This is a genomic window from Kosakonia oryziphila, from assembly GCF_900094795.1.
GTDB lineage: Bacteria > Pseudomonadota > Gammaproteobacteria > Enterobacterales > Enterobacteriaceae > Kosakonia > Kosakonia oryziphila.
The window spans coordinates 1-22,360 of record NZ_FMBC01000059.1 but is presented as its reverse complement, the minus strand read 5'-3'; the positions used below and the strand labels follow the sequence as shown (position 1 = coordinate 22,360).

Here is a 22,360-nt window from a genome sequence, read left to right as displayed (position 1 = left end):
TCAGTCACCTGTCTTTCTGAACGTTACCGGAACGGTGGTTTTGGCGTCAAAATGTGCGCTGCACACGGCTACGTCGTTGCTGCCTGCTTTACAGGAAATGTCCGGCATAGGGTAACGGGTACCATCACTGCACCGCGCGTTACCGCGACTTTTAACCAACAATTCGCCGGTTCCGTGCAGACCAGAGAAGAGCTCTGCGCGGCAGGTAATGTTCTTACCGTGAACAATGCGTGCTGAACCTTTATTGTTCTGGATTTGGTAACGCACCACAGGCGCTTTGCCGGTCACTGGATCTTTAACATCCAGATCAACGCGCCAGCTACCATTAAGGAATTTGGTTGAACCAATTTTCACCTCGACAGCGTCCATTACCAGCGCACCTTTCGGAATGGCGGAGATCACTACAGACTCTTTCCCGGTGGGTTTCTCGGACACGGATTCGCCAAGGGCAGAGACTTCTGCCTGGTGCAACGGCAACTTCGTCGTCAGCGCAGGAATTGGTGCGGCCTGCATGACGGGTGGCGCAATGTCGACAGGTTCAGCTTTTGCCACCACCGGCGCGGGCGCCGGAACCTCTTGTTGCTTCAGTAGCAGCGGAGTGGCAATAGCCGCCGCGACGGCAACCGGCAACGCCCACAGACCGTAGCGACGGCGTTTTTTTGCAGGCGTCGCGGCAACCGGAGCGGGTTCTGGTGTCGTCGTGACTTGCACAGGCGGTTCTTCAACCGGTTCGGGCTGCACCTTGATTTCTGGCGGCGGGCTTAACAGCGGCGCATCCGCCTGGCTGAAGATAACTTCAACAGCAGGTTCTTCTTCTGGCTCCGGTTCCGGCAGCATGGTGATTTCCGGTACTTCGGGTTCCGGTTTGCGCAGACAATCGAGCACATTTTCGCGCGCGCTTTCATTGAGGTTGACGAATCCCCAGAAGGTGATAACTGGCTTGCCATCGACGAGGAAAACGTGGTTTTCACCGGGAAATTGCAGCGCTTTTTCCAGCAGTGAACCAAAAAGCTGTTGCGCTGTTTTCTGCGATTGCAGGCATTTGCGGCTCAGCGTATAAGCGCTGTCGAGGGTCTTTTCGAGGTACTCGCGGGCGCGGCTGCGCACCTCTTCATCAGCGGCTTTCCACGAAACCGGACGACCATCGACGGGGGAGTACCAGTCGACACGATCGCCTTCATCATTGACCTGAGGTATTGCCAGACAGTCAACCAGCGCTTGCTGTTTGCGCAGACGCAGTGCTTCACGAATTTGTAACGCCGAATCAAATACGGCCTGACCGCCGCCGCCCACGGCCTGGAAGTCATCCAGATCGCCGCTGCGTAAGAGAGTTTTTGCCACGTTTTCATCCCATAGGCTTCTTTACGCGTCTACTATACGCAAACTTGTCGTCAGCAAAAGGAAGAGGAGACTGCAAAACCATTGAATTCTCGATGCATAGATAACATCAATCAGACTTGACGCCGCGAAAATTACTTAAGATAAATTTCAAGCGTAATGATGGTTGATATTTCAGCGAAATCAACCGCTTTAGCATAACCTGATAGAGAATCATTATTTGCCAGACCACCTGAGCTGTGCTGAGATTATTTATTCCATATAAATAAGAAGGTCCTGATAATGTCTACAGGGAAAACGCTACTCGCTCTCGTGCTGAGCACACTGTTACCGGCAAGTGCTGCATGGGCAGCGTCTAACGACACCATCGTCTACTGCTCCGAAGCATCACCTGAATCTTTTAACCCGCAAATTGCCAGTTCCGGGCCTACCTTTGTTGCCAGCTCGCAGGTGCTTTATAACCGGCTGGTAACCTTCGATCCGGTGAAAAATACCCCGATTCCATCACTGGCAACGGAATGGAAAGTGTCGGAAGATGGAAAAACCTGGACATTTACGCTGCGCCAGGGGGTTAAATTCAACAGTAATAAATATTTTAAACCGACGCGCGATTTCAACGCCGATGACGTGATTTTCTCCGTCATGCGGCAGATGGACGCAAAACACCCGTATCACAATGTATCGCAGGGTAATTACGAATATTTCACCGATGTTGGCCTTGATAAGCTGATCAAAGAGGTGAAAAAGGTAGACGATTACCATGTCCAGTTTGTGCTAAACGAACCGAACGCTGCATTCCTTGCCGACTGGGGAATGGATTTCGCCTCTATTCTCTCAGCAGAATACGCCGATGCGATGCTGAAAAAAGGCACGCCGGAAAATGTCGACAACTGGCCGATTGGCACTGGCCCCTATGTGTTGCAGCAATACAAAACCGATGCGCAAATTCGCTATCTTGCCAACCCGAACTATTGGGAAGGCCCGGTGCCAACCAGGCACCTGATTTTCTCTATCACCCCGGACGTACAGACGCGCCTTGCGAAGTTGCAAACCAACGAGTGTCAGATCATTCCGGCGCCATCACCGGTGCAGTTCGATCAGATCAAAAAGAATAAAGATTTGACGCTGCATACCGTTGATGCGCTGAACGTCGGTTATCTGGCGTTTAACACGGAGAAAAAACCGTTTGATAACGTCCTGGTGCGTCAGGCGCTGAGCTACGCTACCGATAAGCAGGCGATCGTTAACGCCGTATTTCTCGGTTCTGGCAGCGTGGCGAAATCGCCGCTACCGCCGAATATGCTGGGATATAACAAAGATCTGCCGGACTACAGCTACGATCCGCAAAAAGCCAAAGCGCTGCTGAAGCAGGCGGGTCTGGAGAAGGGTTTTGAAGCCACGCTATGGTCAATGCCGGTACAACGTCCATATAACCCGAACTCACGCCGTATCGCCGAGATGATCCAGAGCGACTGGGCGAAAGTGGGCGTGAAAGCGAAGATTGTCTCTTTCGAATGGGGCGAGTATCTGGCCGGAATGCGTAAAGGCGAGCACGACACTGCACTGTTCGGTTGGATGTCGGATAATGGCGACCCGGATAACTTCGCCGATACTCTGCTGGGCTGTAACAGCATTAAAACCGGCGCCAACGCCGCACGATGGTGCGATAAAGGCTATGATGCGCTGGTGCAGAAGGCCAAAGTGGTCAGCGATCCGGCAGCGCGCGCCAAACTGTACGGCCAGGCACAGGATATCTTCTACCAGCAGGCACCGTGGATTGCGCTGGCGAACGGTAAAACCTTCTACGCCACGCGTAGCAATGTGACCGGTTACCAGGTTAGCCTGATGGGTAGTGATTTCTCGAAAGCGAAATTGAATTAAAGGAGTGGATATGTCACATCTGGATGAGGTTGTCGCTCGCGTTGATGCGGCCATTGAACAGAGCGTTATTATCGGGATGAACGAACTACTGGTTGAACTCAGCGATGACGCCGCGCTAAGCAGGGAAGAGCGCTACGCGCAGCAGCAGCGCCTGCGAACGGCGATTGCGCATCATGGCCGCCAGCATAAAGAAGATATGGAAGCGCGCCATGACCAGCTCACCAAAGGTGGATCAATCCTGTAATCAAAACTGGCGTCTGGCCACCAGCCAGGCGCCAATTACCAGCAGTACCGCGCCGCACACCGGGCTAATCAGCGCCCGCAGGGCGATCCCCTGACTTCTCACCACATCCATCACCAGCCCACCAATTAGCTGGCTTGCCACCAGAACTGCAATGGTTGTTGCTGCGCCAACGTATTGATAACCACTGATGCTGGCAAAGACAAAAAACGACCCCAGCAGACCGGGAATTAATGTCCACCACTTCACGCTGGCGTACAGCTCCTGAAACCCACTCATCCCGTGCTTGATCAGCAATATCGAGACAAACAGCACAATACCCACCAATGAGTTGAGCAACATGGCGATAAGGATCGTCGAGGCCGACTGGGTAATACGCACCATCAGCGTGTTTTGCACCACCAGGCCAATCCCGGCAGCGATCAAAAAGGTGAGTGTCAGCGACTGGTTCATCAGATAGCATCCGGATCGGTACGGTTATCAAGCTGTAACTGCATAAAAGTTAAATCGAGCCAGCGGCCAAACTTGGTGCCAACCTGCGGCATTTCCCCGGTCGTGACAAACCCAAGTTTACTGTGCAGATGAATAGAGCCGTGGTTTTGCGACTCAATCGCCGCCACCATCACATGTTTGCCAATACGTCTGGCCTCTTCAATCAGGCGTTCCATTAGCGCCAGCCCGAGGCCTTTGCCCTGATGTTTGGGATGAACATATACCGAGTGTTCAACGGTGTGGCGAAAACCATCGAAAGCGCGCCAGTCACCGAATGAAGCGTAACCGGTGACCGCGCCATTTTCTTCACTGACCAGCACCGGATAACCCAGCCTGGCACGCGTTTCAAACCAGGCAATACGGTTCTCGACATCGACCGTTTGGTTGTTCCAGATGGCGGCGGTATTCACCACTGCATGGTTGTAGATCCCGGCAATGGCGGCACAATCTTCTTTCCCGGCAAAACGAATATTCATTGTTGAACCTCTGATTTGTACACTATAGTGTTACGATATGAATACTATCTCAGACAATATAAATCAACGGATCAGTGCCCGAATTCGCGTTGAACGTGAATCCCGCGGTTGGTCATTAAGCGAACTGGCCGAACGCGCGGGCGTTTCGCGGGCGATGATCCACAAAATCGAACGCGCTGAAAGCAGCCCAACGGCGGCGCTGCTGGCGCGGCTTTCCGGCGCGTTCGGCATCAGCATGTCGACTTTAATTGCCCGCGCCGAAATGCAGGAAGGAAAATTGCTGCGTTATGCCGATCAGCCGGTATGGCGCGATCCACAAAGCCACTACCTGCGCCGCCACGTTTCGCCGCGTAGCGATCTGCCTATCGATATGGTGCAAATCGATCTGCCAACCGGCAGCGATATTCCGATGCCCGCTTCTTCTTATGCGCTGGCGCGGCAGTTAATTTGGTTGCAGGAAGGCGAGTTGGTGTTTATTGAAGGCGATACGCGGCACGAAATGAAAGCAGGGGATTGCCTGGAACTCGGGCCACCAAACGACTGCCGCTTTATCAACGAGAGCGGCGCGCCTTGCCGTTATCTGGTGGTGCGGCTCAACCATGCAGGGACATAATGTTAACGCACTGCTGGCAGGAAACGATCAGGCTGTGTCCCGTAATTGGTCGTGGTGGCGACGCTGGGTACAAAGTGCGCGGTCGCATGAGCGATGCGCCATCCTACTCGCCACCGGTAAAAATCGGCGAAGTGATGTGCGGCGCGACGGTCAGCCGCGTGGTCAGTTCACTGCATCCGGATTTTGCCGAAGGTGACTGGGTGCTGGCCTACAGCGGCTGGCAGGATTACGACATCGCCAGCGGTGACGATGTGATCAACCTTGGTAAAGATCCACAGCATCCTTCCTGGTCGCTGGGTATTCTCGGTATGCCGGGGTTTGCCGCCTACATGGGGCTGCTTGATATCGGTCAGCCGAAAGCGGGGGAAACGCTGGTTGTTGCCGCTGCAACCGGCCCGGTCGGCGCAACGGTCGGGCAGATTGGTAAAATCAAGGGATGTCGTGTTGTCGGGGTCGCCGGGGGCAAAGAGAAGTGCCGACATGCCGTGGAGGTGCTCGGTTTTGATCTCTGTCTCGACCATCATGCGGAGGATTTTGCCGAACAATTGGCGATAGCCTGCCCACAAGGGATCGATATCTATTTCGAAAATGTCGGCGGCAAAGTCTTTGATGCTGTGCTTCCCTTATTAAATACTCAGGCACGAATTCCGCTTTGCGGATTAGTCAGCGGTTATAACGCCACCGAACTTCCTGATGGCCCGGATCGTATTCCGTTATTAATGGCAACACTGCTTAAAAAACGAATTCGGTTGCAGGGATTTATTATTTCGCAGGATTACGGTCACCGAATTAATGAATTCCAGCAAGAAATGGGTAAATGGGTAAAACAGGAAATGATTCACTACCGTGAGCAACTCACAGAAGGTCTTGAGCAAGCACCGCAGACGTTTATCGGTATGCTGGAAGGTCGAAACTTTGGCAAAGTCGTCGTGCAAGTTGGGCCATCACGCTAAGCGACTGATGGCGGCGAAAAAAAACTGCCACCAGAAATTGTGCAAAATCCGAAAAAACGTCTTTAATTAGACAGGCATAAGGAACTGATAACCTTGTGAAGTCGGTTCCTGGTAGTTGTGCATAATAACTAATTAGTAGCTACATCTTTTAAGCGACAAACCAATACCAGTCATGTTTATATAATATACTTTAATCATTACGGACACGCTACCAGGCTGAAAATAAATAAGAAATTATACAGGATGCAAACATGCTTGATTTGGAAAAAGCGCAACGAACCAGTCTCACTATGCAGGTGGAGTCGAGTCTGAAGAATGCGCTTATTATTGGTGCGCTAAAACCTGGCGCGCGGCTTATCACGAAAGAAATAGCAGATCAGTTGGGTACCAGCATTACTCCGGTAAGGGAAGCGCTTTTGCGATTAGTCTCCGCAGGCGCGCTGCACGCCACGCCAGCGCAGGCATTTTTAGTGCCCGAGGTCGGCCTCGAGCGCTATAGTGAAATCAACCAGATACGCAAAAACCTTGAAGGGATGGCTGCCCGAGCCGCCAGTCAAAGTATGACCCCCGAAAGGATCAGGGAGTTGCGTGCGTTAGCTGCGGCTTTCCACGAAACACTAAAAAGTGGCCAAACCGAGCAGATGTTGCAGGCAAATCGGATTTTTCGTTTTTCGATTTACCAGCAGGCGGGTATGCCGACATTGACAGCCCTGATTGAGCAATTATGGGTACGCATTGGGCCATGTTTTAATTATCTTTATCCACACTCGGATGAGTTAACACGCAGTCACGATTATTCAGATTTATTAGCCGCACTTGAAGAAGGTGATGCTTTTGCCAGCGAACGCGGAATATGGCGCGCCATTGATGAGGGCGCAAACATTCTTCATAAGCAATTTTATCGCTGAGCTATTTTTCTTAAATACAATCACTTAACCTAAATCATGGATGCAGCCCAACAAAAATTTGTCATTGGGACGCATCCATATCACGTTTTTCACTTATAAGACCAGTTAATGCCTGAAATCCACGCACTCCCTGCCGATAACCTTTTAGCGCGTAGTTAGGCGCTAACATTTGGTGTCCAGCGAGGAGTCGGGGAATGTCATTTAACCAACGGTTAAGCAATATAAAAATTAGTAGAAAGCTATCGGTAGGATTTGGGTTAGTTCTGTTTCTGGTTGCTATCGCTTCTATCCTCAGTGTGTTGCGTTTTCAGGAAATCCGCGACGTCTACCAAAAAACCAATCTGCTGTATAACATCAACATCGAAGTGTTTCAGGCAAAAATTAACCGCCTGAAATATTTCTATGGTGATGATAAATCCGGTGAGGTGATGTCCAATTACGTTCGCCACGCTTCAGAATTGACGGCCAGCGCAGACAGCATGAGCTGGTCAACCAACGAAAAGCAGATCATTAGTGATGTCGCTGAGCATCTGGCGAAGTTCCAGAGCAGCATTGGCGAGATGCAGAAAGCGACCAGTGATATTCACGCTGTTCGTGATGCGCTGGATAAACTCGCAACTGAAGATCTTGCCGCCAGCTATACCACACTCGTGCGCACGCCGGTGGCCGACCCGAGCCTGATAACACAAGTTTATGAGCAATTATTCGCTATCAGCGCCGTGCGTGACGCGGCGCTGGTTGTCCGTTATAGCCCGGGCAAAGAGAGCAGTGACGCGCTGGAGCGCCATTTCAACGACACGCAAAAAAGCGTGCAGGCGCTGGCAAGCCAGTTACCGGGCGAACTGCAAGCGCCGCTACAGGCTTTATGGGATAACACAGTTAAATACCGCGATCTGAGCCGCAACTATTTCACCGCTTACCAGGCGCTGAAGGCCGCTGAAGATCATGTTAAAACCGGTGGCGATAACAGCAGCGCGGCGCTGAAGCAGATTATTACGTTGGTGAAAGCGCACAATGATGAGCTGGCCTATAGCTCCAGTACTATCACAGCGATTATTGGCGCTATTGCCATTCTGCTCGGTGTGATTGTCTCCTGGTGGGTGATCCGCCAGATTACCCACCCGATTGACCACAACCTTGCGCTGGCAGAACGTATTGCCAGCGGCGATCTCAGCTCGAAAATTCGTGCGCAGAGTACCGACGAACTGGGGCAACTGACCGGGGCAATGGGGCGGATGAACGACACGCTGCGTGAAATGATCCATGACGTGCGTAGCAGCGTGACGAAGGTTTCCCGCGCGGCAAGCGAAATTGCCGAAGGCAATACCGATCTCTCTTCCCGTACGGAACAGCAGGCCGCTGCAGTGGTGGAAACAGCCGCCAGCATGGAAGAGTTGACCGCGACGGTGAAAAATAATGCCGATAACGCCCGTAACGCCAGCAGCCTTGCAGCGCAGGCCTCACAAACGGCCAGCGAAGGTGGAACGGTGATGCGTGAAGTGGTAAACACCATGGGCGACATTCACAGTAGCTCTAACAAAATTGCTGATATCACCGCAGTGATTAACAGTATTGCGTTCCAGACGAACATCCTGGCGCTGAACGCCGCAGTGGAAGCCGCGCGCGCTGGCGAACAAGGCCGTGGTTTCGCCGTAGTAGCAAGCGAAGTGCGCAGCCTGTCTCAGCGCAGTTCGCAGGCGGCAAAAGATATTGAACAACTGATCAGCGAGTCGGTTGCCCGTATCAATGTCGGTAGTGAATTAGTGGCCAAAGCCGGTGAAACTATGGATCAGGTTGTCCAGTCAGTAACGCGTGTTAACGATATCATGGGCGAAATCTCCTCCGCATCGGAAGAGCAGAGCCGTGGTATCGAGCAGATTGCCCGTGCCGTGAGCGAGCTGGACAGCACCACGCAGCAGAACGCGGCGCTGGTGAACGAATCGTCTTCAGCGGCAGGTTCGCTGGAAGAGCAGGCGCGTCTGCTGGAAGAACTGGTGGCGATTTTCCGGCTGGAGCAAAACGAAGCAAAAAGCGCAACGAAAGCCACAACGGGAAAACCCGCAGTCAGACCAACGGCAAATGCGCCGGTTGCACCGCGTGAAACGCAAAGCAGCGATGAAGGCTGGACTACCTTCTGATAGCGTTTTAATGCAATAAAAAACCCGGAAGCTGATGCTTGCGGGCTTTTTTATCAATTATGATCGAGTGAAGGCGGCTGGCTGGCATTATTCGAACTGATAAGCAATGGACAAACCGACGCCGTAATTACGTCCCGGAGCAGGTTCGTAGTAACGACCATTTGATTCATTAACAATCACCGATCCAACATATTCGCGATCAAACAAATTATCGATGCGGCCAAATACATCCATCATCCAGTTGCCAAAGTTAAATTTATAGCCCGTATTAAGGCCCGTAACGGTGTAGGAGGGCGCTTTCGCGATGTTTTCATCGTCGGCCATAATATCGCTCATATAGTGCATATCGGCACCCGCGTACCAGCCCTGATCCGGTATCCATCCCAGCGATGCATACCCCATATTGCGCGCAATGCCCGGAATACGGTTGCCGTTACAGTTGCTGTCGGTACAAACTTCGCTACGGTAAGTGGCATCCAGATATGTCCATGCTACTTTGGCACGCCAGTTTCCGGCGAATTGCTGATCGAGTGACAATTCCGCGCCCTGACGACGGGTTTTCCCGGCGTTTTTGTACGTGGTACGTCCGCCGCTACTGGTGTCGGTAACTATCTCGTTATCGGTATCGGTACGGAACAGCGCTGCGGTCAGCAGGCCGTTACCGATTCGCGTTTTACTGCCGATTTCCACGGTTTCATTGGTGGAGGGTTTCAGCGCGAAATTCAGCCCGCTCTGGTTACCGGGACGATAGGAGAGTTCATTAATGGTCGGCGTTTCAAAACCGCGTCCGGTCGCTGCGTAAACGTTCCATGCATCGGTCAGCGCGTATTTCAGCGAAGCCGCCGGTAGCCATTTGTGATAACTGGCTTCACCGCTGTCATCGCCATTACCGGCCGTGACATAATGATCGTTGGAATCAAACCACACCGAACTGTAGCGGACGCCCGCATCGAGGGAGAGTTTATCTGTCAGTTGCCAGGCGGTCTGTACGTACGGATCGAGGTTCCACATCAGGTTGCGTTCGTTACGGCGCAGATTGCCTTTTTCGCCGTAGACTGGCGTCGAGCCATCCATCACATAGTTTTCGTAACCTTTGCGATCCTCGCTCATGTTTTCATAGTTCAGCCCACCGGTGAAGGTTACCGGCACGCCCAGCTCGCCACGGTGCGTCCAGCGCGTGTCGATGCCCTGATAATGGCGCGTCAAATCGATCACACCGCCAGAATGGGCCGGGTTAAGCTGCGGCGTGCGCGGGATCGACTGGTACTGCGTCGTTTCACGCTCCCCGGCATACATCATTACGCTTAAATCATCCTGGCTGCTCATCTGGCGCTCATAGCGCAGGCCGGCCTGCGTTTGTTTGATGGTTTTACGGGTGTTGTACTGGTCAGCACGCGGCGACTGGCGCGGATTATCCTGCCACTCCTCTTTGGTCAGGCCGCCCGCATCGTTGGCTTTGATATCAACGCTATTAAAAATCAGGCTCAGTTTACTGACATCATCAATCCGCACGCCCAGTTTGGCGTTGGCGAGATTTTTGCGCGCGCCGCTGTGATCGCGATAACCGCCAGTAACGAAGCGCGTACTGGAAACGGTGTAATCCACATCGCCCGCATGTGTGCCGTCGCCTGACGCGCCAGTTGCTTTCAGGCCGTAACGCCAGCTTGCGTCGCTACCGTAATAGCTGCTGGCTTCAATGGTTGTCGGCTGACGGCCAGTCTGTGTGGTGACATTCATCACGCCGCCAGAAGCGTTGCCATACAGCGCCGAGAAGGGGCCGCGCAACACATCAATGCTCTCCACGCTGTTGAGATCGATATTTGATGTTTGCCCCTGACCGTCCGGCATCGTCGCAGGAATACCATCCACATACAGGCGAATACCGCGTACGCCATAAGTGGAACGCGAACCAAATCCACGGATAGAAAGTTGCAGATCCTGCGCATAGTTTTGCCGGTTTTGCACCTGCAAACCTGGCACGCTATTCAACGACTCCGACAAATTGACGCGCGGTGCAGTCTGGCGGATATCGTCACCCTGTACAACGCTGACGGCGGCGGGGCTATCAAGTTCAGAGACTGTCTGTGGCGCGGCGCTGACGATCATCGTTTGTTCATTATCAGCGGCACTAGCAGACGGAGAGAGGACAGCCGGGAGTAATAACGCCGGCAGAGCAGCCTTCGTGGCAGAAAAAATAGTCATATCGGAACCGAGTGAGAAAAACAAACCAAATGGAACATGCGCTAATATGTTAAAGATTATGTAAATAATTTGAAAACATTAAACGCACATCAAGTTAAGAATAAGTGTAGTTCCTGCCAGCCAGGTGCGCTTCTGCGTTATTTAGTGTTCCGCTTTATTGCCATTAATACTTACTATTCTCACTTATAACAACAAACGAAACCCTGGTTTCGTGCACCGGATGCCTGGGAACAGGTTCTAATCGAGTTAATCAAAGGGAGTCGTTAAGTCTTACGCTGTCGGACGGTGGCAAGACCCTGTATGTCAATGTGAAACAGGCTTCAACCCGCGAAAAAGAAGGCTCGCAACCGGATGATGCCATGCATATTGCGCTGTAATAAAAAAGGGAAGGCCAGTGCCTTCCCTGATTTTTACTGCCACCCGTTTAGCGCCGGGCGTTTTCAGTTGGCGCAACTGGCGCAGAGCTGTGGATTTCCTGTACGCGTTTGCGTACGCCAAACCAACCTGCGACCAGCAGCACGGCAATCAGCGGGATAGAACCGATGGTGTAAGTACCGTTTGGATAGTCAAACGCCATCAGCACCAGTACGCTCAGCAAGAACAGCAGCGTCAGCCATGAGGTGACCGGCGCACCAGGCATTTTGAAACTGACATCCGCCACTTTGCCTTCTTTAATCGCCTTACGCAGACGCATCTGGCAAATCACGATAAAGCCCCAGGAGGCGATAATGCCCAGCGAGGCCACGTTCAGCACGATTTCAAACACCTGCGACGGCACCAGATAATTGAGGAACACACCGACGATATAGACGCAAATAGTGACCAGAATACCGGCATACGGCACATGATGACGGCTCATTTTCGCCATAAACTTCGGCGCGGAACCGCCCATCGACATCGAACGCAGAATACGACCGGTGCTGTAGAGGCCAGAGTTCAGGCTGGAAAGCGCGGCTGTCAGCACCACCATATTCATGATGTCGCCAATATAAGGCACGCCGAGTTTGGAGAAGAAGGTCACAAACGGGCTTTGACCTGCCTGATAGGCATTCCACGGCAGCAGCAGCACCAGCAGAACTACCGAACCGACATAGAACAAACCGATACGCCAGATCACGCTATTGATCGCTTTTGGCACCATGGTCTGCGGATCTTTACACTCACCAGCAGCAGTACCGACCAGCTCGATAGAGGCAAATGCAAAGACCACGCCCTGAACCAGTACTAACGCTGGCAGCAAGCCGTGCGGGAAGAAACCGCCGTTGTCAGTGATCAAGTGGAAGCCGGTTGTGCCGCCATCAAGCGGTTTACCGCTGCCGAGGAAAATGGTCCCGACAACCAGGAACACCACAATCGCCAGCACTTTGATTAACGCAAACCAGAACTCCATTTCGGCGAACCATTTCACGCCAATCATGTTCATGGTACCGACGATCGCCAGCGCGGCCAGCGCGAAGACCCACTGCGGCACGCCGCCAAATGCGCCCCAGTAGTGCATATAGAGCGCCACGGCGGTGATATCGACGATACCGGTCATCGCCCAGTTAATGAAGTACATCCAGCCAGCGACAAACGCGGCTTTTTCGCCCAGAAACTCACGGGCATAGGAAACAAAGCTGCCGCTGGAAGGGCGATGCAGTACCAGTTCGCCCAGCGCACGGAGAATAAAGAAAGAGAAGATTCCACAAACCAGATAGACGATTGCCAGCGATGGCCCCGCCATCTGTAATCGTGCGCCTGCGCCCAAAAATAAACCTGTCCCGATTGCACCGCCAATAGCAATCATTTGTACCTGGCGATTACCCATCGCTCGGTTATAGCCCTCTTCATGAGAGTTTAGCCAGCGTCGTTTCGCCGCGTGATGCTCTGTGGCACTGTTGTTATCTGTTTTCATTTCGTTACCTGTTGACCTGTCTGAACCTTGCGGAATTCCTCAACCTGCATGAGCAAAAGCCAAACGATTGCTCCGCGGTAAATGTTTGCCTTTCCAGTGATTCTACGTATGGATAAGAGAAACATGGCGCAGCATCCTACCTGCAATCGGCAAACGACGCAAAACATACCCGTCGCCAGCACCAGGACTATTAGCAGAAATTGTGAGGTGAAAGGAGACAAGCAGCGTAAATGATTCAACCAGCAGAAAAAAACAACAGAAAAAACCGGCCGTCAACAGGGAAATACCTGACAATATTGCAAGGTTAACCCCTTCTTCCATAAGCATATGTAATGCTTTTGCTGACGTGCAGGGGAGAACAGGGGAGGCGATGACACATACTACAACTAAAAAAAACTGCTCCGCCGGGAGTACAGGGTGACGGAGCAGCGCGGCGTTAGCAGGACGCCATAATGAGACTCAGGCCGCCGTTGGCGTCAGCGTAATGCGCTCCAGCGAACCGACAATAAACAAATACGAGAACAGACCAATCAGCCCCATTGAACCGACATACAGAATGGCGTAATCGAAGGAGTGGGTATTGGCAAGGATTACACCAATGACCAGCGGTGTAACAATGCTCGCCAGGTTACCGCACATGTTGAACACGCCGCCCGCAATACCGAGCACTTCTTTCGGCGAGGTATCACTCAACACGCACCAGCCCAGATTGCCAAACCCTTTAGAGAAGAACGCCACGCTCATCGCCGCGACCACCGCCACTTCTGAGTCGGTATAGTTGGCCAGCACAATCACGCAGGAGAGCAGCATGCCGCAGATCACCGGAAATTTGCGCGCTGTCGTCAGGCTGTAACCGCGTGTCAGCAACCAGTCGGAGACAACACCACCCAGCAGTCCACCGATAAACCCGGCGATCGCCGGAATGCTGGCGACAAAGCCGACTTTCAGAATTGACATCCCTTTGGCCTGATAAAGATAGGTCGGAAACCAGGTCAGGAAGAACCAGGTAATTGAGGTGACGCAAAATTGTCCGATATATACACCGATCATCATGCGATTAATACAGACGCTTTTGATCTGCGCCAGGCTGATTTTTGCCGGGCCTTTTTTACTGCCGAGAGAGGGTTCACCGCCGCCGTCGCGAATATAGTCAATTTCCTGCTGGTTAATATCTTTGTGCGATAACGGATCGCGAACTTTCGCCAACCAGAATATGCCAAGCACGACACCTATTGCGCCAATATAATAAAAAACATAATGCCAGCTAAGATTGTGCAAAATAATGGTCATCAGCGGCGTAATAATACCCAGCGAAATATATTGCGCCGCCTGATATACGGCAGTGACAAATCCACGTTCTTTATTCGGAAACCACTGCACACTCAATCGGCTGTTGGCCGGAAAGGCGGGCGCTTCAATCGCGCCCATCAGCAGGCGCAGCAACACCAGCACAATTAGCGGGCTGGCGTAGAGGTAAATAGTACCCTGAAACATGGTAACCACCGACCAGCCAATCAGCGCGCAGCCATAGACCAGCCGTGAACCGTATTTATCCAGCAACCAGCCGCCAGGAATTTGCAGTACCACGTAAGAAATACCAAATACTGAAAATGCGAGACCAAGTACTTCCGGATCAAAACCTAATTCTTTGCTCATGATTGGTGCGACTACCGAGAGGGTAGCGCGGTCAGCATAATTAAATACGGTGGCAAGAAATAAGAAAACAAGAATGCTGTAACGCACATTGGTGCGTTTAATTATTGTATTCATCGCAACTCCTCGAAACAGGGTTGAATGTGGTGTAGGGAACAGCAAAAAGACGGGAGGACGCCCCCGTCAGGATGTAATGATTATGGGCGTTTACCGAATTCACAGCTGGTTTGCGTCCACACGCGGGCCTGTTCGCTGATGCTAAAACCAAGTCCGTGGCGGTCAGAGACGTACATACGCCCATCGCGCAGTTCAAGCTGTTCGTTAAACAGCGGGTTCAGCCATTCGAAATGCTCCAGCCACGGCTCCAGCGGGTAAGCCGCAGAGAGGTGCAAGTGAACTTCCATAGCAAAGTGCGGTGCCAGCTTGCGACCATGTTTGGCGGCCAGCTCCATGATCTTCAGGAACGGTGAAATCCCGCCGACGCGCGGCGCATCCGGCTGTACAAAGTCGCTGGCGTTGCCGAGAATAAGCTGTTCGTGTTCGCGGAAACTGGTCAGCATTTCACCGGTGGCGATTGGGGTATCCAGCGCAGCGGCAAGCTGAGCGTGACCTTCGACGTCATAAGCATCCAGCGGCTCTTCAATCCAGACCAAATTGAATTTTTCCATCTGACGGCCCATGCGAATCGCCGTTTCGCGATCCCACTGTTGATTAGCATCGACCATCAGCGGGAAATCATCGCCCAGCGCTTCACGCACCGCAGTCAGACGACGGAGATCCTCTTTGGTATCCGGCTGGCCGACCTTAATTTTGATGCCGCCGATGCCGTTTTCACGGGAAATAATCACATTTTTCAGCACCTGATCCAGCGGCGTATGCAGGAAGCCGCCTGAGGTGTTGTAGCACTGCACCGAGTCGCGGTGCGCGCCCAGCAGTTTCGCCAGCGGCAGCCCTGCACGTTTGGCTTTCATATCCCACAGCGCAATATCGATAGGGGAGATGGCCTGCACTGCCATGCCGCTGCGGCCAACCGATGCGCCCGCCCACAGCAGTTTGGTATAAATTTTGTCGATATCGTTCGGATCTTCGCCCAGCAGGTTATCGGCAATCTCTTTGGCGTGTGCATAGATCCCCTGACCCCCGGCGCGTTTGGAGTAGCTGAAACCGACCCCCTCAAAACCATCACGGCTGCGGATCTCCGCAATGATGATCGCCACTTCGGTTAGCGGCTTCTGGCGACCAGTGAGCACTTTCGCATCACTTACCGGCGTAGCCAGCGGCAGGAAGGCGAGGGAGAGTTTTACCCACGCAATACGATCGCCGGTTTCAGCGGCGGTTTTCGCCCCTGCGGCTTTGGCATAGGTCACGGCATCGGAATTCGCACTTACGGTCATGATTAGCTCCTGTGAACAACAAATGTTTGCGCTAACATTTGTAGATCCGTAATAAATGTATGACCAGAGAAAGGGCGTAATTATGTACAATTGATCACAAATAATGGTGTCAAAGTGAGTAATTTTGTGAATGATATCGCATTTAGTGATCAGGCACAGGACGGTGGCTCCATTAATGATAACGCTAACATAAAAAGTATGAAGTGTCTGTTAACTCACTGATTTCTTAGGAGCGGCGGCAATGATGGGAGAAAGGCGTATAATACAACGCGAGAACCATAAAAATGCTGAATACTCTGTGAGTGAACATGTCGAAAACCCCTCGTTCTGTCCCACCGCGCGCGCCCACACTGGAAGATGTTGCCCGCTCCGCAGGCTTATCATCCATGACCGTAAGTAGGGCGCTTAACACACCACAACTGGTACGGCCCAAAACGGTCGAAAAAGTCATCGCGGCGGTCAAAGCAACGGGGTATATCCCCAATGCGTTGGCCGGTGGACTGGCCTCACGCCGCAGTAAATTAATTGCCGTGGTGGTGCCGCAAATCAACAACAACATGTTTGTCGACACAATTCAGGCCATCAGCGATGAGCTGGCGGTGCGCGGTTACCATATGTTGCTCTGCGTTGCCGGATACACACAACAGACTGAAGCTGATCTGGTTGCCGCGCTGCTTTCGCGCCGCCCGGACGGTATCGTTCTGACCGGCATCCATCACTCGACAGACCTGAAAAAAGTGATCCTCAATGCTAACGTACCGGTAGTGGAAATTTGGGATTTAACCCCGACACCGCTGGATATGCTGGTGGGTTTCTCCCACGAGAAAGTCGGCCAGGCGACGGCGGAGTATTTACTGCGTAAAGGCTATCGTCGTCCAGGTTTGCTGTGGACGGTGGACAAACGCGCCGCGCAGCGTAAAGCCGGTTTGTGCGAAGTGCTGGAACGTAACGGTATCAGCGAACCGCGTGTCGCCGATGTGGCTTTACCGGCGCGATTCACCTCAGGTCGCCAGGGGCTGGCGCAGTTACTGGAGCAGGGCGATTTCGATGTGATTGTTTGTAGCTCCGACACACTGGCGCAGGGCGCAATCATTGAAGCACAGTCGCGTGGTTTACAGGTGCCGCAGGATCTGGCGGTGATTGGCTTTGGCGATCTCGATTTTGCCGCCGGAAATCAGCCTGCTATAACCACGGTCAGTGTCGATCGGCAAATTATTGGTCAGCGGGCGGCAACGATGCTGGCCGATCGTATCGAAGGTAGTGAGGTTGATGTGCCTGTTGTTGATATTGGCTTCCATTTTGTGGAACGGGAATCCGCATAACTTCATGAGAATAAATGTCATCGGCACCAGTGGCAGCGGAAAATCAACGCTGGCGAAACGCATCGCCGCAAAGCTTAATTTACCGTATATCGAGATGGACAGGCTTTACTGGCGGGCCAACTGGCAGGGAACGCCGGACGAGGAGTTGTATCCCCGCCTGGAACAGTTACTGGAGCAGCCGGGCTGGGTACTCGATGGCAACTACAATCGCAGCCGGGATATAAAATGGCGGCATGTTGATCTTGTTGTCTGGGTTGATTACGGTTTCTGGCGCACATTGCTTCAGGCTGTGCTACGCGCTGCTCGTCGGGCCTGGCATAAACAGGAGTTATGGCCAGGCACCGGAAACGGCGAAAGTTTCCGCCGATCATTCTTCAGCCGTGAGTCGATCATTCTCTGGACGATAAAAACCTGGCGCGCGAATCGTCTGCGTTACGCGCAGGATATGGCTGACCCGCAATACCAGCATCTGCGTTTTGTGCGTCTTACCAGTCCACAGAAGGCGGACGAATTTCTCGCCACTCTGACCTAAAATTAGGGCTTATCCTCTGTAAGGAGCCCTTATGATTACTGTTTATGGTGTCCCCGGCTGGGGATCGACGCTGAGTGAAGCGATGTTGACACTGGCGGAAATCCCTTATCGCTTTGTCAATGTCGACGGCTTTGACCAGCCTGGCACACAGCAGGAGATGTTGAAAAAACTTAACCCGCTGGGCCAGGTGCCGACGCTGCAACTTGACGACGGCAGCATTATGACTGAATCAGCCGCCGTGGCGTTGATGATCCTCGACCAGCGCCCGGATTTAGCGCCGCCCGTCGGCACGCCGGAAAGGCAACAATTCTGGCGATTACTGGTATGGCTGGTCGCCAATGTTTATCCCACATTTACCTATGCTGATTACCCTGAACGCTGGGCCAGCAACGCGGCGGAACAATTACAGGAAAACTGCAAGGCATACCGTAAATCGCTCTATTTGTGGCTGGAAAGTCAGCTAAAAGCCGCACCGTACGCGTTTGGCGAATCATTGACGTTGCTTGATATCTATATCTGCGTGATGCGTAGCTGGGGACCGCGCCATGCGTGGTTCAAGGAACATACGCCGAAATTCAGTGCCATTGCCGATGCGGTTTGTCGTGTGCCAGCACTTCAGGAGGTGCTGCGAAATAATGACATTCTGACGTAACTTACGGCCGTTGTACGCTGTGCCAGGCTGGTCACACTTTGATAAATCGGTGCGAACGTGTTGTGCTACTGTGGCACTCTCTTGAAAATGAGGAGTTTGTTATGCCGCACGTTGATATCAAATGTTTTCCCCGCGATCTGAATGATGAGCAGAAAGCCGCGCTGGCGGAGGATATCGCCGACGTAATTATTCGTCATCTATATCGCTCAGTGCAAAGGCTTCTCTTTCCAGAGCGTCTGTTAAAGCATCAAACGTGCGGCTTCTCGCCACGGTGTCACGCTCTCTGTGTTCGGCGCTTGAGGCCATAAACAGTGCAATGCCTGAGGTTAATGTCAGTACCACTGTCGCGATGTAAGCATAATTAGTGATCGTTGCGATTCGCACGAGGAACCCTTTTAAAGACAGTGTAGAGATATGTCTTTCAGTTTAGACATCCGGTTAAAAATCAACGCGCAATAATGACACCATTTCTTCGTCATAATCCCTGCCTAAAGTCAACCGCATCAAATCCCAAAGAGGATAACAAGATATTTGCTCCCCTGACTTTTGTGCAGGTGGATGCGCCCCGTTGGTTGAAACCTGCGGGTGGATCACGGCTTCCTGCTGCGGAGGGCGCTGATGTTCGCATTGTTTGATTGTGTTGACGCTGATCGTCGGGTTGGCATTAATGCTGACAGCGTTGTGGCTTCTGCAACGCAACACAAAACATTAAGAGGGCACGAAATCGCCTGTTGGCACAAAAAAATGCGGTATAACAAAGGGACATTACGCACAAGGAGCCTGTATGACCCCTTTTTTGACCGCTTATCTGGCCCGGATTGGCTGGAATTTTACGCCCGATATCTCACTTGAAACGCTGCGGGTGCTGCATTTGCAGCATAATGGCGCCATTCCCTTTGAAAACCTTGATGTTGTTTTGCCACGCGAAATCGAACTCAACGATGAAGCTCTCTTTCAAAAGCTGGTCGTCGCCCGGCGCGGCGGCTACTGCTTTGAGCAGAATGGGCTGTTTGAGCGTGCGCTGAAAGAGGTCGGTTTTACGGTACGCAGCCTGCTGGGGCGGGTGATCATTTCCAACCCGCCGCAGATGCCGCCGCGCACTCATCGCGTTTTACTGGTTACTCTGGAGGATGAGCAGTGGATAGCAGATGTCGGTTTTGGCGGACAAACCTTGACCGCGCCGATTCGTCTGTTGGCAGAGGTGGAACAGGCAACGCCGCACGGTCTTTATCGGCTGCAACGCGCAGGCGAAGATTGGGTATTGCAGTTCCGTCATCATCAGCGCTGGCAATCGATGTATCAGTTTGAAATCGGGCCGCAGTATCAGGCCGATTTCGTGATGGGTAATTTTCACTCTGCCCACTGGCCCGCATCGCATTTTCGCCACCATCTGCTGATGTGCCGCCATCTGCCGGACGGCGAAAAGCTGACGCTGACCAATTTCCACTTCACACACTGGAACAAAGGGCAGGTTGAGGAAGATAAGGTGCTGGCAGATGTTCCGGCGTTGTACGAAACCTTGCAAACGCGTTTCGGGCTGGGCGTCAGCGATCCGCAGTATGGTTTCAGCATCCAGCAACTCGAAGAGGTAATGCGTCGCTTCGATTTACACGGTGAACACGCTTAACACAGCTCTTTTGCTATCATTACCGCCAGATGTCGATTGAAGGCCGCTTCATCAACATCTGGCATACCGAGCATGCAAATCCCGTCCATGCCGCACACCAGCGCAATCAAACGCCAGGCGATGTTTTCGGCGCTGTCGCAATCGGAAAAGGCGCCCGCCGCGCGGCCCTGATTTATCAACTGAACCACTTTGACATGCCACATTTCGAGTTTAGCGGCTCGCACAGCGTTGCGCTGAGTACAGCAGGCGCATTACTCATGCTGCTGGCGGTCGGCATCTGGTTTAGCCTTGCGCAGGTGAAGCATAAATAGTGGCGGCCTGCTTACGGCGTGGCGGGTCGGGTCGACCACCAACAGAGCAGCGACCCGCCGCATACCATCACTGCGCCCTGCCAGAAAGAGAAAGAGAGCGGGGCGTTCAGCACCACGGCGGCCAGCGCTGAAGAGAGCACCGGAGTAAAGTAGGACGCGGCAGCCAGCACTGTGACATTGCCGTGCAGAATGCCGATATTCCACGATGCATAACCAAAGCCCAGCGCCACCGCCGTCATGACTAATTTCAACGTTACCGACAGACTAAAAACCATCTCTGGTTGCGGTGAGAAGGCATACTTCATCCATAGTGTCACCGCCGTCAGCAGAACAAACAGCGTAATGCCATTAGCACCCTGCGCATATTTGGCCGTCACCGTACAATAAATCGCCCAGATAAAGGCACCGGCAAAAGCCAGCGTATAGCTGAGCGGGCTGGAAATAATATTTTCGCGAATGTCAGCAATATTCAGGCCGCTCTCGCCGCCAAGCACCCAACTAACGCCAATGAAAGCAAGTAATAGTCCCGGAATAACCCAGAACGTCGATTTTTGTCCGTTAAATAATATGGCGCAAAGGATAGTCAGGCTCGGCCATAAATAATTGACCATTCCCACTTCAATTGCCTGTTGGCGGGTTGCGGCAAATCCCAACGACAGGGCAAGACAGAGTTCATAGCTGACAAATAACAGACTTCCGATCAGCAGATATTTGCGTGGAAAGTGGCGCAAATCGGGAAACCCGACGGTGAAGATCAGCAGGGTACCGCTCAGGGTATAGATCAGCGCTGCACCTCCCACCGGCCCAAGACCTTCACTGACAGCGCGGATAAAACCAACCATGGTGCTCCATAATACTACCGCCAGTAAACCAATTAATGTTGCACGTTTTCTGTTCATTGCTGCATTTTATCGGCGAAAATAAAACCTCAACTTATAACACAGATTAATAACCTGGTGCGAATTCATCACCGCGTCATCTACTCCTTATGACTTAATAAAATTCGGTAAGTGAGACTATTAGGGGTCAACCACCCGGCGTTATTGATTTACCGCAACTATTTCGCCTGCGGGAATGTTTAGTTTCCCGCCGCAGTCAAAGACAAATAATGAGGAAAGCAATGGACGTTAGCCGCAGACAATTTTTCAAAATCTGCGCGGGCGGTATGGCCGGAACCACAGTTGCCGCATTAGGGTTCGCCCCGAAAACGGCGCTGGCTCAGGCGCGAAATTATAAATTACTGCGCGCAAAAGAGATCCGAAACTCCTGCACATACTGCTCCGTAGGTTGCGGGCTATTAATGTATAGCCTGGGCGATGGCGCGAAGAACGCAAAAGAATCAATTTATCACATTGAAGGCGACCAGGATCATCCGGTCAGTCGCGGCGCATTATGCCCGAAAGGGGCTGGCCTGCTTGATTACGTACACAGTGAAGACCGTCCGGTAAGTGTCAAGGTAGTTGGCACCCCCGGTTTATTTAGGCTGCCTGTTTTTCCCGTTCTGGATTCAGCATTACCTTACCTGCCGGATGCCAGTTTCGTGTTCTGCCAGACCAGCGTTCAGGCCGTTGCGCTTTTGCCTTTTTGTACACCTCATCCCGATTTTTCAACAGCACACCGTCTTCTCCACGATGTCGCTGACCCGGCGTCACATATCTGATACCGCTATGTCTGTGCGTTTCGTTATACCACTGCATAAAATCCTCTACCCATTCACGCGACTCATCCAATGT

Annotated in this window: 20 protein-coding genes and 5 pseudogenes; 13 read left to right on the top strand and 12 right to left on the bottom strand. The window is 52.5% G+C overall.

Going from position 1 to position 22,360, the window contains the following annotated elements; translation table 11 throughout:
- Positions 1-1,341: an SrfA family protein gene (locus tag GA0061070_RS21185; RefSeq protein ID WP_090138179.1), complete on the bottom strand. Its 1,341-nt coding sequence runs from the start codon at positions 1,339-1,341 to the stop codon at positions 1-3.
- 279 nt (positions 1,342-1,620) lie between these two features.
- On the opposite strand from GA0061070_RS21185, the gene GA0061070_RS21180 reads away from it, so the two are divergent.
- Together GA0061070_RS21180 and GA0061070_RS21175 are read left to right on the top strand one after the other, a co-directional pair.
- Positions 1,621-3,219, top strand: a complete 1,599-nt coding sequence (locus GA0061070_RS21180; RefSeq protein ID WP_090138177.1) for an ABC transporter substrate-binding protein — start codon at positions 1,621-1,623, stop codon at positions 3,217-3,219.
- A 10-nt stretch (positions 3,220-3,229) separates the two neighbouring features.
- Entirely contained in the window at positions 3,230-3,463 is a 234-nt protein-coding gene (locus GA0061070_RS21175) for a YdcY family protein (RefSeq protein ID WP_090138175.1), read from the top strand.
- On the opposite strand, the gene GA0061070_RS21170 is transcribed toward GA0061070_RS21175, so the two are convergent.
- Together GA0061070_RS21170 and GA0061070_RS21165 are read right to left on the bottom strand one after the other, a co-directional pair.
- Positions 3,464-3,913, bottom strand: coding sequence for a DMT family transporter (locus GA0061070_RS21170; RefSeq protein ID WP_090138173.1), 450 nt, complete (start codon positions 3,911-3,913; stop codon positions 3,464-3,466).
- Positions 3,913-4,428, bottom strand: coding sequence for a GNAT family N-acetyltransferase (locus GA0061070_RS21165; protein WP_090138171.1), 516 nt, complete (start codon positions 4,426-4,428; stop codon positions 3,913-3,915). The genes GA0061070_RS21170 and GA0061070_RS21165 overlap by 1 nt, the downstream gene beginning before the upstream one ends.
- 37 nt (positions 4,429-4,465) lie before the next feature.
- On the opposite strand from GA0061070_RS21165, the gene GA0061070_RS21160 reads away from it, so the two are divergent.
- From GA0061070_RS21160 to GA0061070_RS21145, 4 genes and pseudogenes are all read left to right on the top strand, one after another.
- Positions 4,466-5,041 (top strand): helix-turn-helix domain-containing protein, encoded by a 576-nt coding sequence (locus GA0061070_RS21160; RefSeq protein ID WP_090138169.1) that lies wholly within the window; start codon positions 4,466-4,468, stop codon positions 5,039-5,041.
- Positions 5,042-5,115: 74 nt separating this feature from the next.
- A pseudogene (locus GA0061070_RS21155) lies at positions 5,116-5,994 on the top strand (NADP-dependent oxidoreductase); the annotation flags it as partial.
- Between the two features lie 251 nt (positions 5,995-6,245).
- Positions 6,246-6,902: a GntR family transcriptional regulator gene (locus GA0061070_RS21150; protein ID WP_090138167.1), complete on the top strand. Its 657-nt coding sequence runs from the start codon at positions 6,246-6,248 to the stop codon at positions 6,900-6,902.
- 194 nt (positions 6,903-7,096) lie between these two features.
- Positions 7,097-9,040: a methyl-accepting chemotaxis protein gene (locus tag GA0061070_RS21145; protein WP_090138165.1), complete on the top strand. Its 1,944-nt coding sequence runs from the start codon at positions 7,097-7,099 to the stop codon at positions 9,038-9,040.
- An 87-nt stretch (positions 9,041-9,127) separates the two neighbouring features.
- On the opposite strand, the gene pqqU is transcribed toward GA0061070_RS21145, so the two are convergent.
- Positions 9,128-11,242 (bottom strand): TonB-dependent receptor PqqU, encoded by a 2,115-nt coding sequence (gene pqqU / locus GA0061070_RS21140; RefSeq protein ID WP_090138163.1) that lies wholly within the window; start codon positions 11,240-11,242, stop codon positions 9,128-9,130.
- 266 nt (positions 11,243-11,508) lie between these two features.
- On the opposite strand from pqqU, the pseudogene GA0061070_RS25650 reads away from it, so the two are divergent.
- Positions 11,509-11,619: pseudogene (locus GA0061070_RS25650) on the top strand (7-bladed beta-propeller protein YncE); the annotation flags it as partial.
- A gap of 47 nt (positions 11,620-11,666) precedes the next feature.
- On the opposite strand, the gene ansP reads toward GA0061070_RS25650, so the two are convergent.
- The 4 genes from ansP to GA0061070_RS21125 form a co-directional block, all read right to left on the bottom strand.
- Complete coding sequence (gene ansP / locus GA0061070_RS21135) at positions 11,667-13,136, bottom strand: L-asparagine permease (protein WP_090138161.1); 1,470 nt, start codon at positions 13,134-13,136, stop codon at positions 11,667-11,669.
- Positions 13,137-13,238: 102 nt separating this feature from the next.
- Complete coding sequence (locus GA0061070_RS24910; protein WP_139109808.1) at positions 13,239-13,463, bottom strand: hypothetical protein; 225 nt, start codon at positions 13,461-13,463, stop codon at positions 13,239-13,241.
- A gap of 132 nt (positions 13,464-13,595) precedes the next feature.
- A complete protein-coding gene (locus GA0061070_RS21130) occupies positions 13,596-14,906 on the bottom strand; it encodes an MFS transporter (RefSeq protein WP_090138159.1) in 1,311 nt (436 codons plus the stop codon).
- An 80-nt stretch (positions 14,907-14,986) separates the two neighbouring features.
- Complete coding sequence (locus tag GA0061070_RS21125) at positions 14,987-16,183, bottom strand: L-talarate/galactarate dehydratase (protein WP_090138157.1); 1,197 nt, start codon at positions 16,181-16,183, stop codon at positions 14,987-14,989.
- 308 nt (positions 16,184-16,491) lie between these two features.
- Here GA0061070_RS21125 and GA0061070_RS21120 point away from each other — a divergent pair, with 308 nt between their 5' ends.
- The 4 genes and pseudogenes from GA0061070_RS21120 to GA0061070_RS21105 all read left to right on the top strand — a co-directional run.
- Positions 16,492-17,505 carry a LacI family DNA-binding transcriptional regulator gene (locus GA0061070_RS21120; protein WP_090138155.1) on the top strand — a complete coding sequence of 338 codons (1,014 nt, stop codon included), beginning with the start codon at positions 16,492-16,494 and terminating at the stop codon, positions 17,503-17,505.
- A gap of 4 nt (positions 17,506-17,509) precedes the next feature.
- Positions 17,510-18,037: an AAA family ATPase gene (locus GA0061070_RS21115; protein WP_090138152.1), complete on the top strand. Its 528-nt coding sequence runs from the start codon at positions 17,510-17,512 to the stop codon at positions 18,035-18,037.
- Between the two features lie 31 nt (positions 18,038-18,068).
- Entirely contained in the window at positions 18,069-18,689 is a 621-nt protein-coding gene (locus tag GA0061070_RS21110) for a glutathione S-transferase family protein (protein WP_090138149.1), read from the top strand.
- Positions 18,690-18,790: 101 nt separating this feature from the next.
- Positions 18,791-18,889, top strand: a pseudogene (locus GA0061070_RS21105) (tautomerase family protein); the annotation flags it as partial.
- Here the strand turns inward: GA0061070_RS21105 and GA0061070_RS21100 are convergent.
- Entirely contained in the window at positions 18,876-19,073 is a 198-nt protein-coding gene (locus GA0061070_RS21100) for a hypothetical protein (protein WP_244153181.1), read from the bottom strand. The pseudogene GA0061070_RS21105 and the gene GA0061070_RS21100 sit on opposite strands and share 14 nt — an antisense overlap.
- A 400-nt stretch (positions 19,074-19,473) precedes the next feature.
- Here GA0061070_RS21100 and GA0061070_RS21095 point away from each other — a divergent pair, with 400 nt between their 5' ends.
- Entirely contained in the window at positions 19,474-20,316 is an 843-nt protein-coding gene (locus GA0061070_RS21095; RefSeq protein ID WP_090138147.1) for an arylamine N-acetyltransferase, read from the top strand.
- On the opposite strand, the gene GA0061070_RS21090 is transcribed toward GA0061070_RS21095, so the two are convergent.
- A complete protein-coding gene (locus GA0061070_RS21090; protein ID WP_244153180.1) occupies positions 20,313-20,504 on the bottom strand; it encodes a hypothetical protein in 192 nt (63 codons plus the stop codon). The two genes, GA0061070_RS21095 and GA0061070_RS21090, sit on opposite strands and share 4 nt — an antisense overlap.
- A 134-nt stretch (positions 20,505-20,638) precedes the next feature.
- Complete coding sequence (gene yddG / locus GA0061070_RS21085) at positions 20,639-21,526, bottom strand: aromatic amino acid DMT transporter YddG (RefSeq protein WP_090138145.1); 888 nt, start codon at positions 21,524-21,526, stop codon at positions 20,639-20,641.
- 221 nt (positions 21,527-21,747) lie between these two features.
- Here yddG and GA0061070_RS21080 point away from each other — a divergent pair.
- Positions 21,748-22,068 (top strand): annotated as a pseudogene (locus GA0061070_RS21080) (formate dehydrogenase-N subunit alpha); the annotation flags it as partial.
- Positions 22,069-22,105: 37 nt separating this feature from the next.
- Here the strand turns inward: GA0061070_RS21080 and GA0061070_RS24905 are convergent.
- Positions 22,106-22,360 (bottom strand): annotated as a pseudogene (locus GA0061070_RS24905) (integrase core domain-containing protein); the annotation flags it as partial.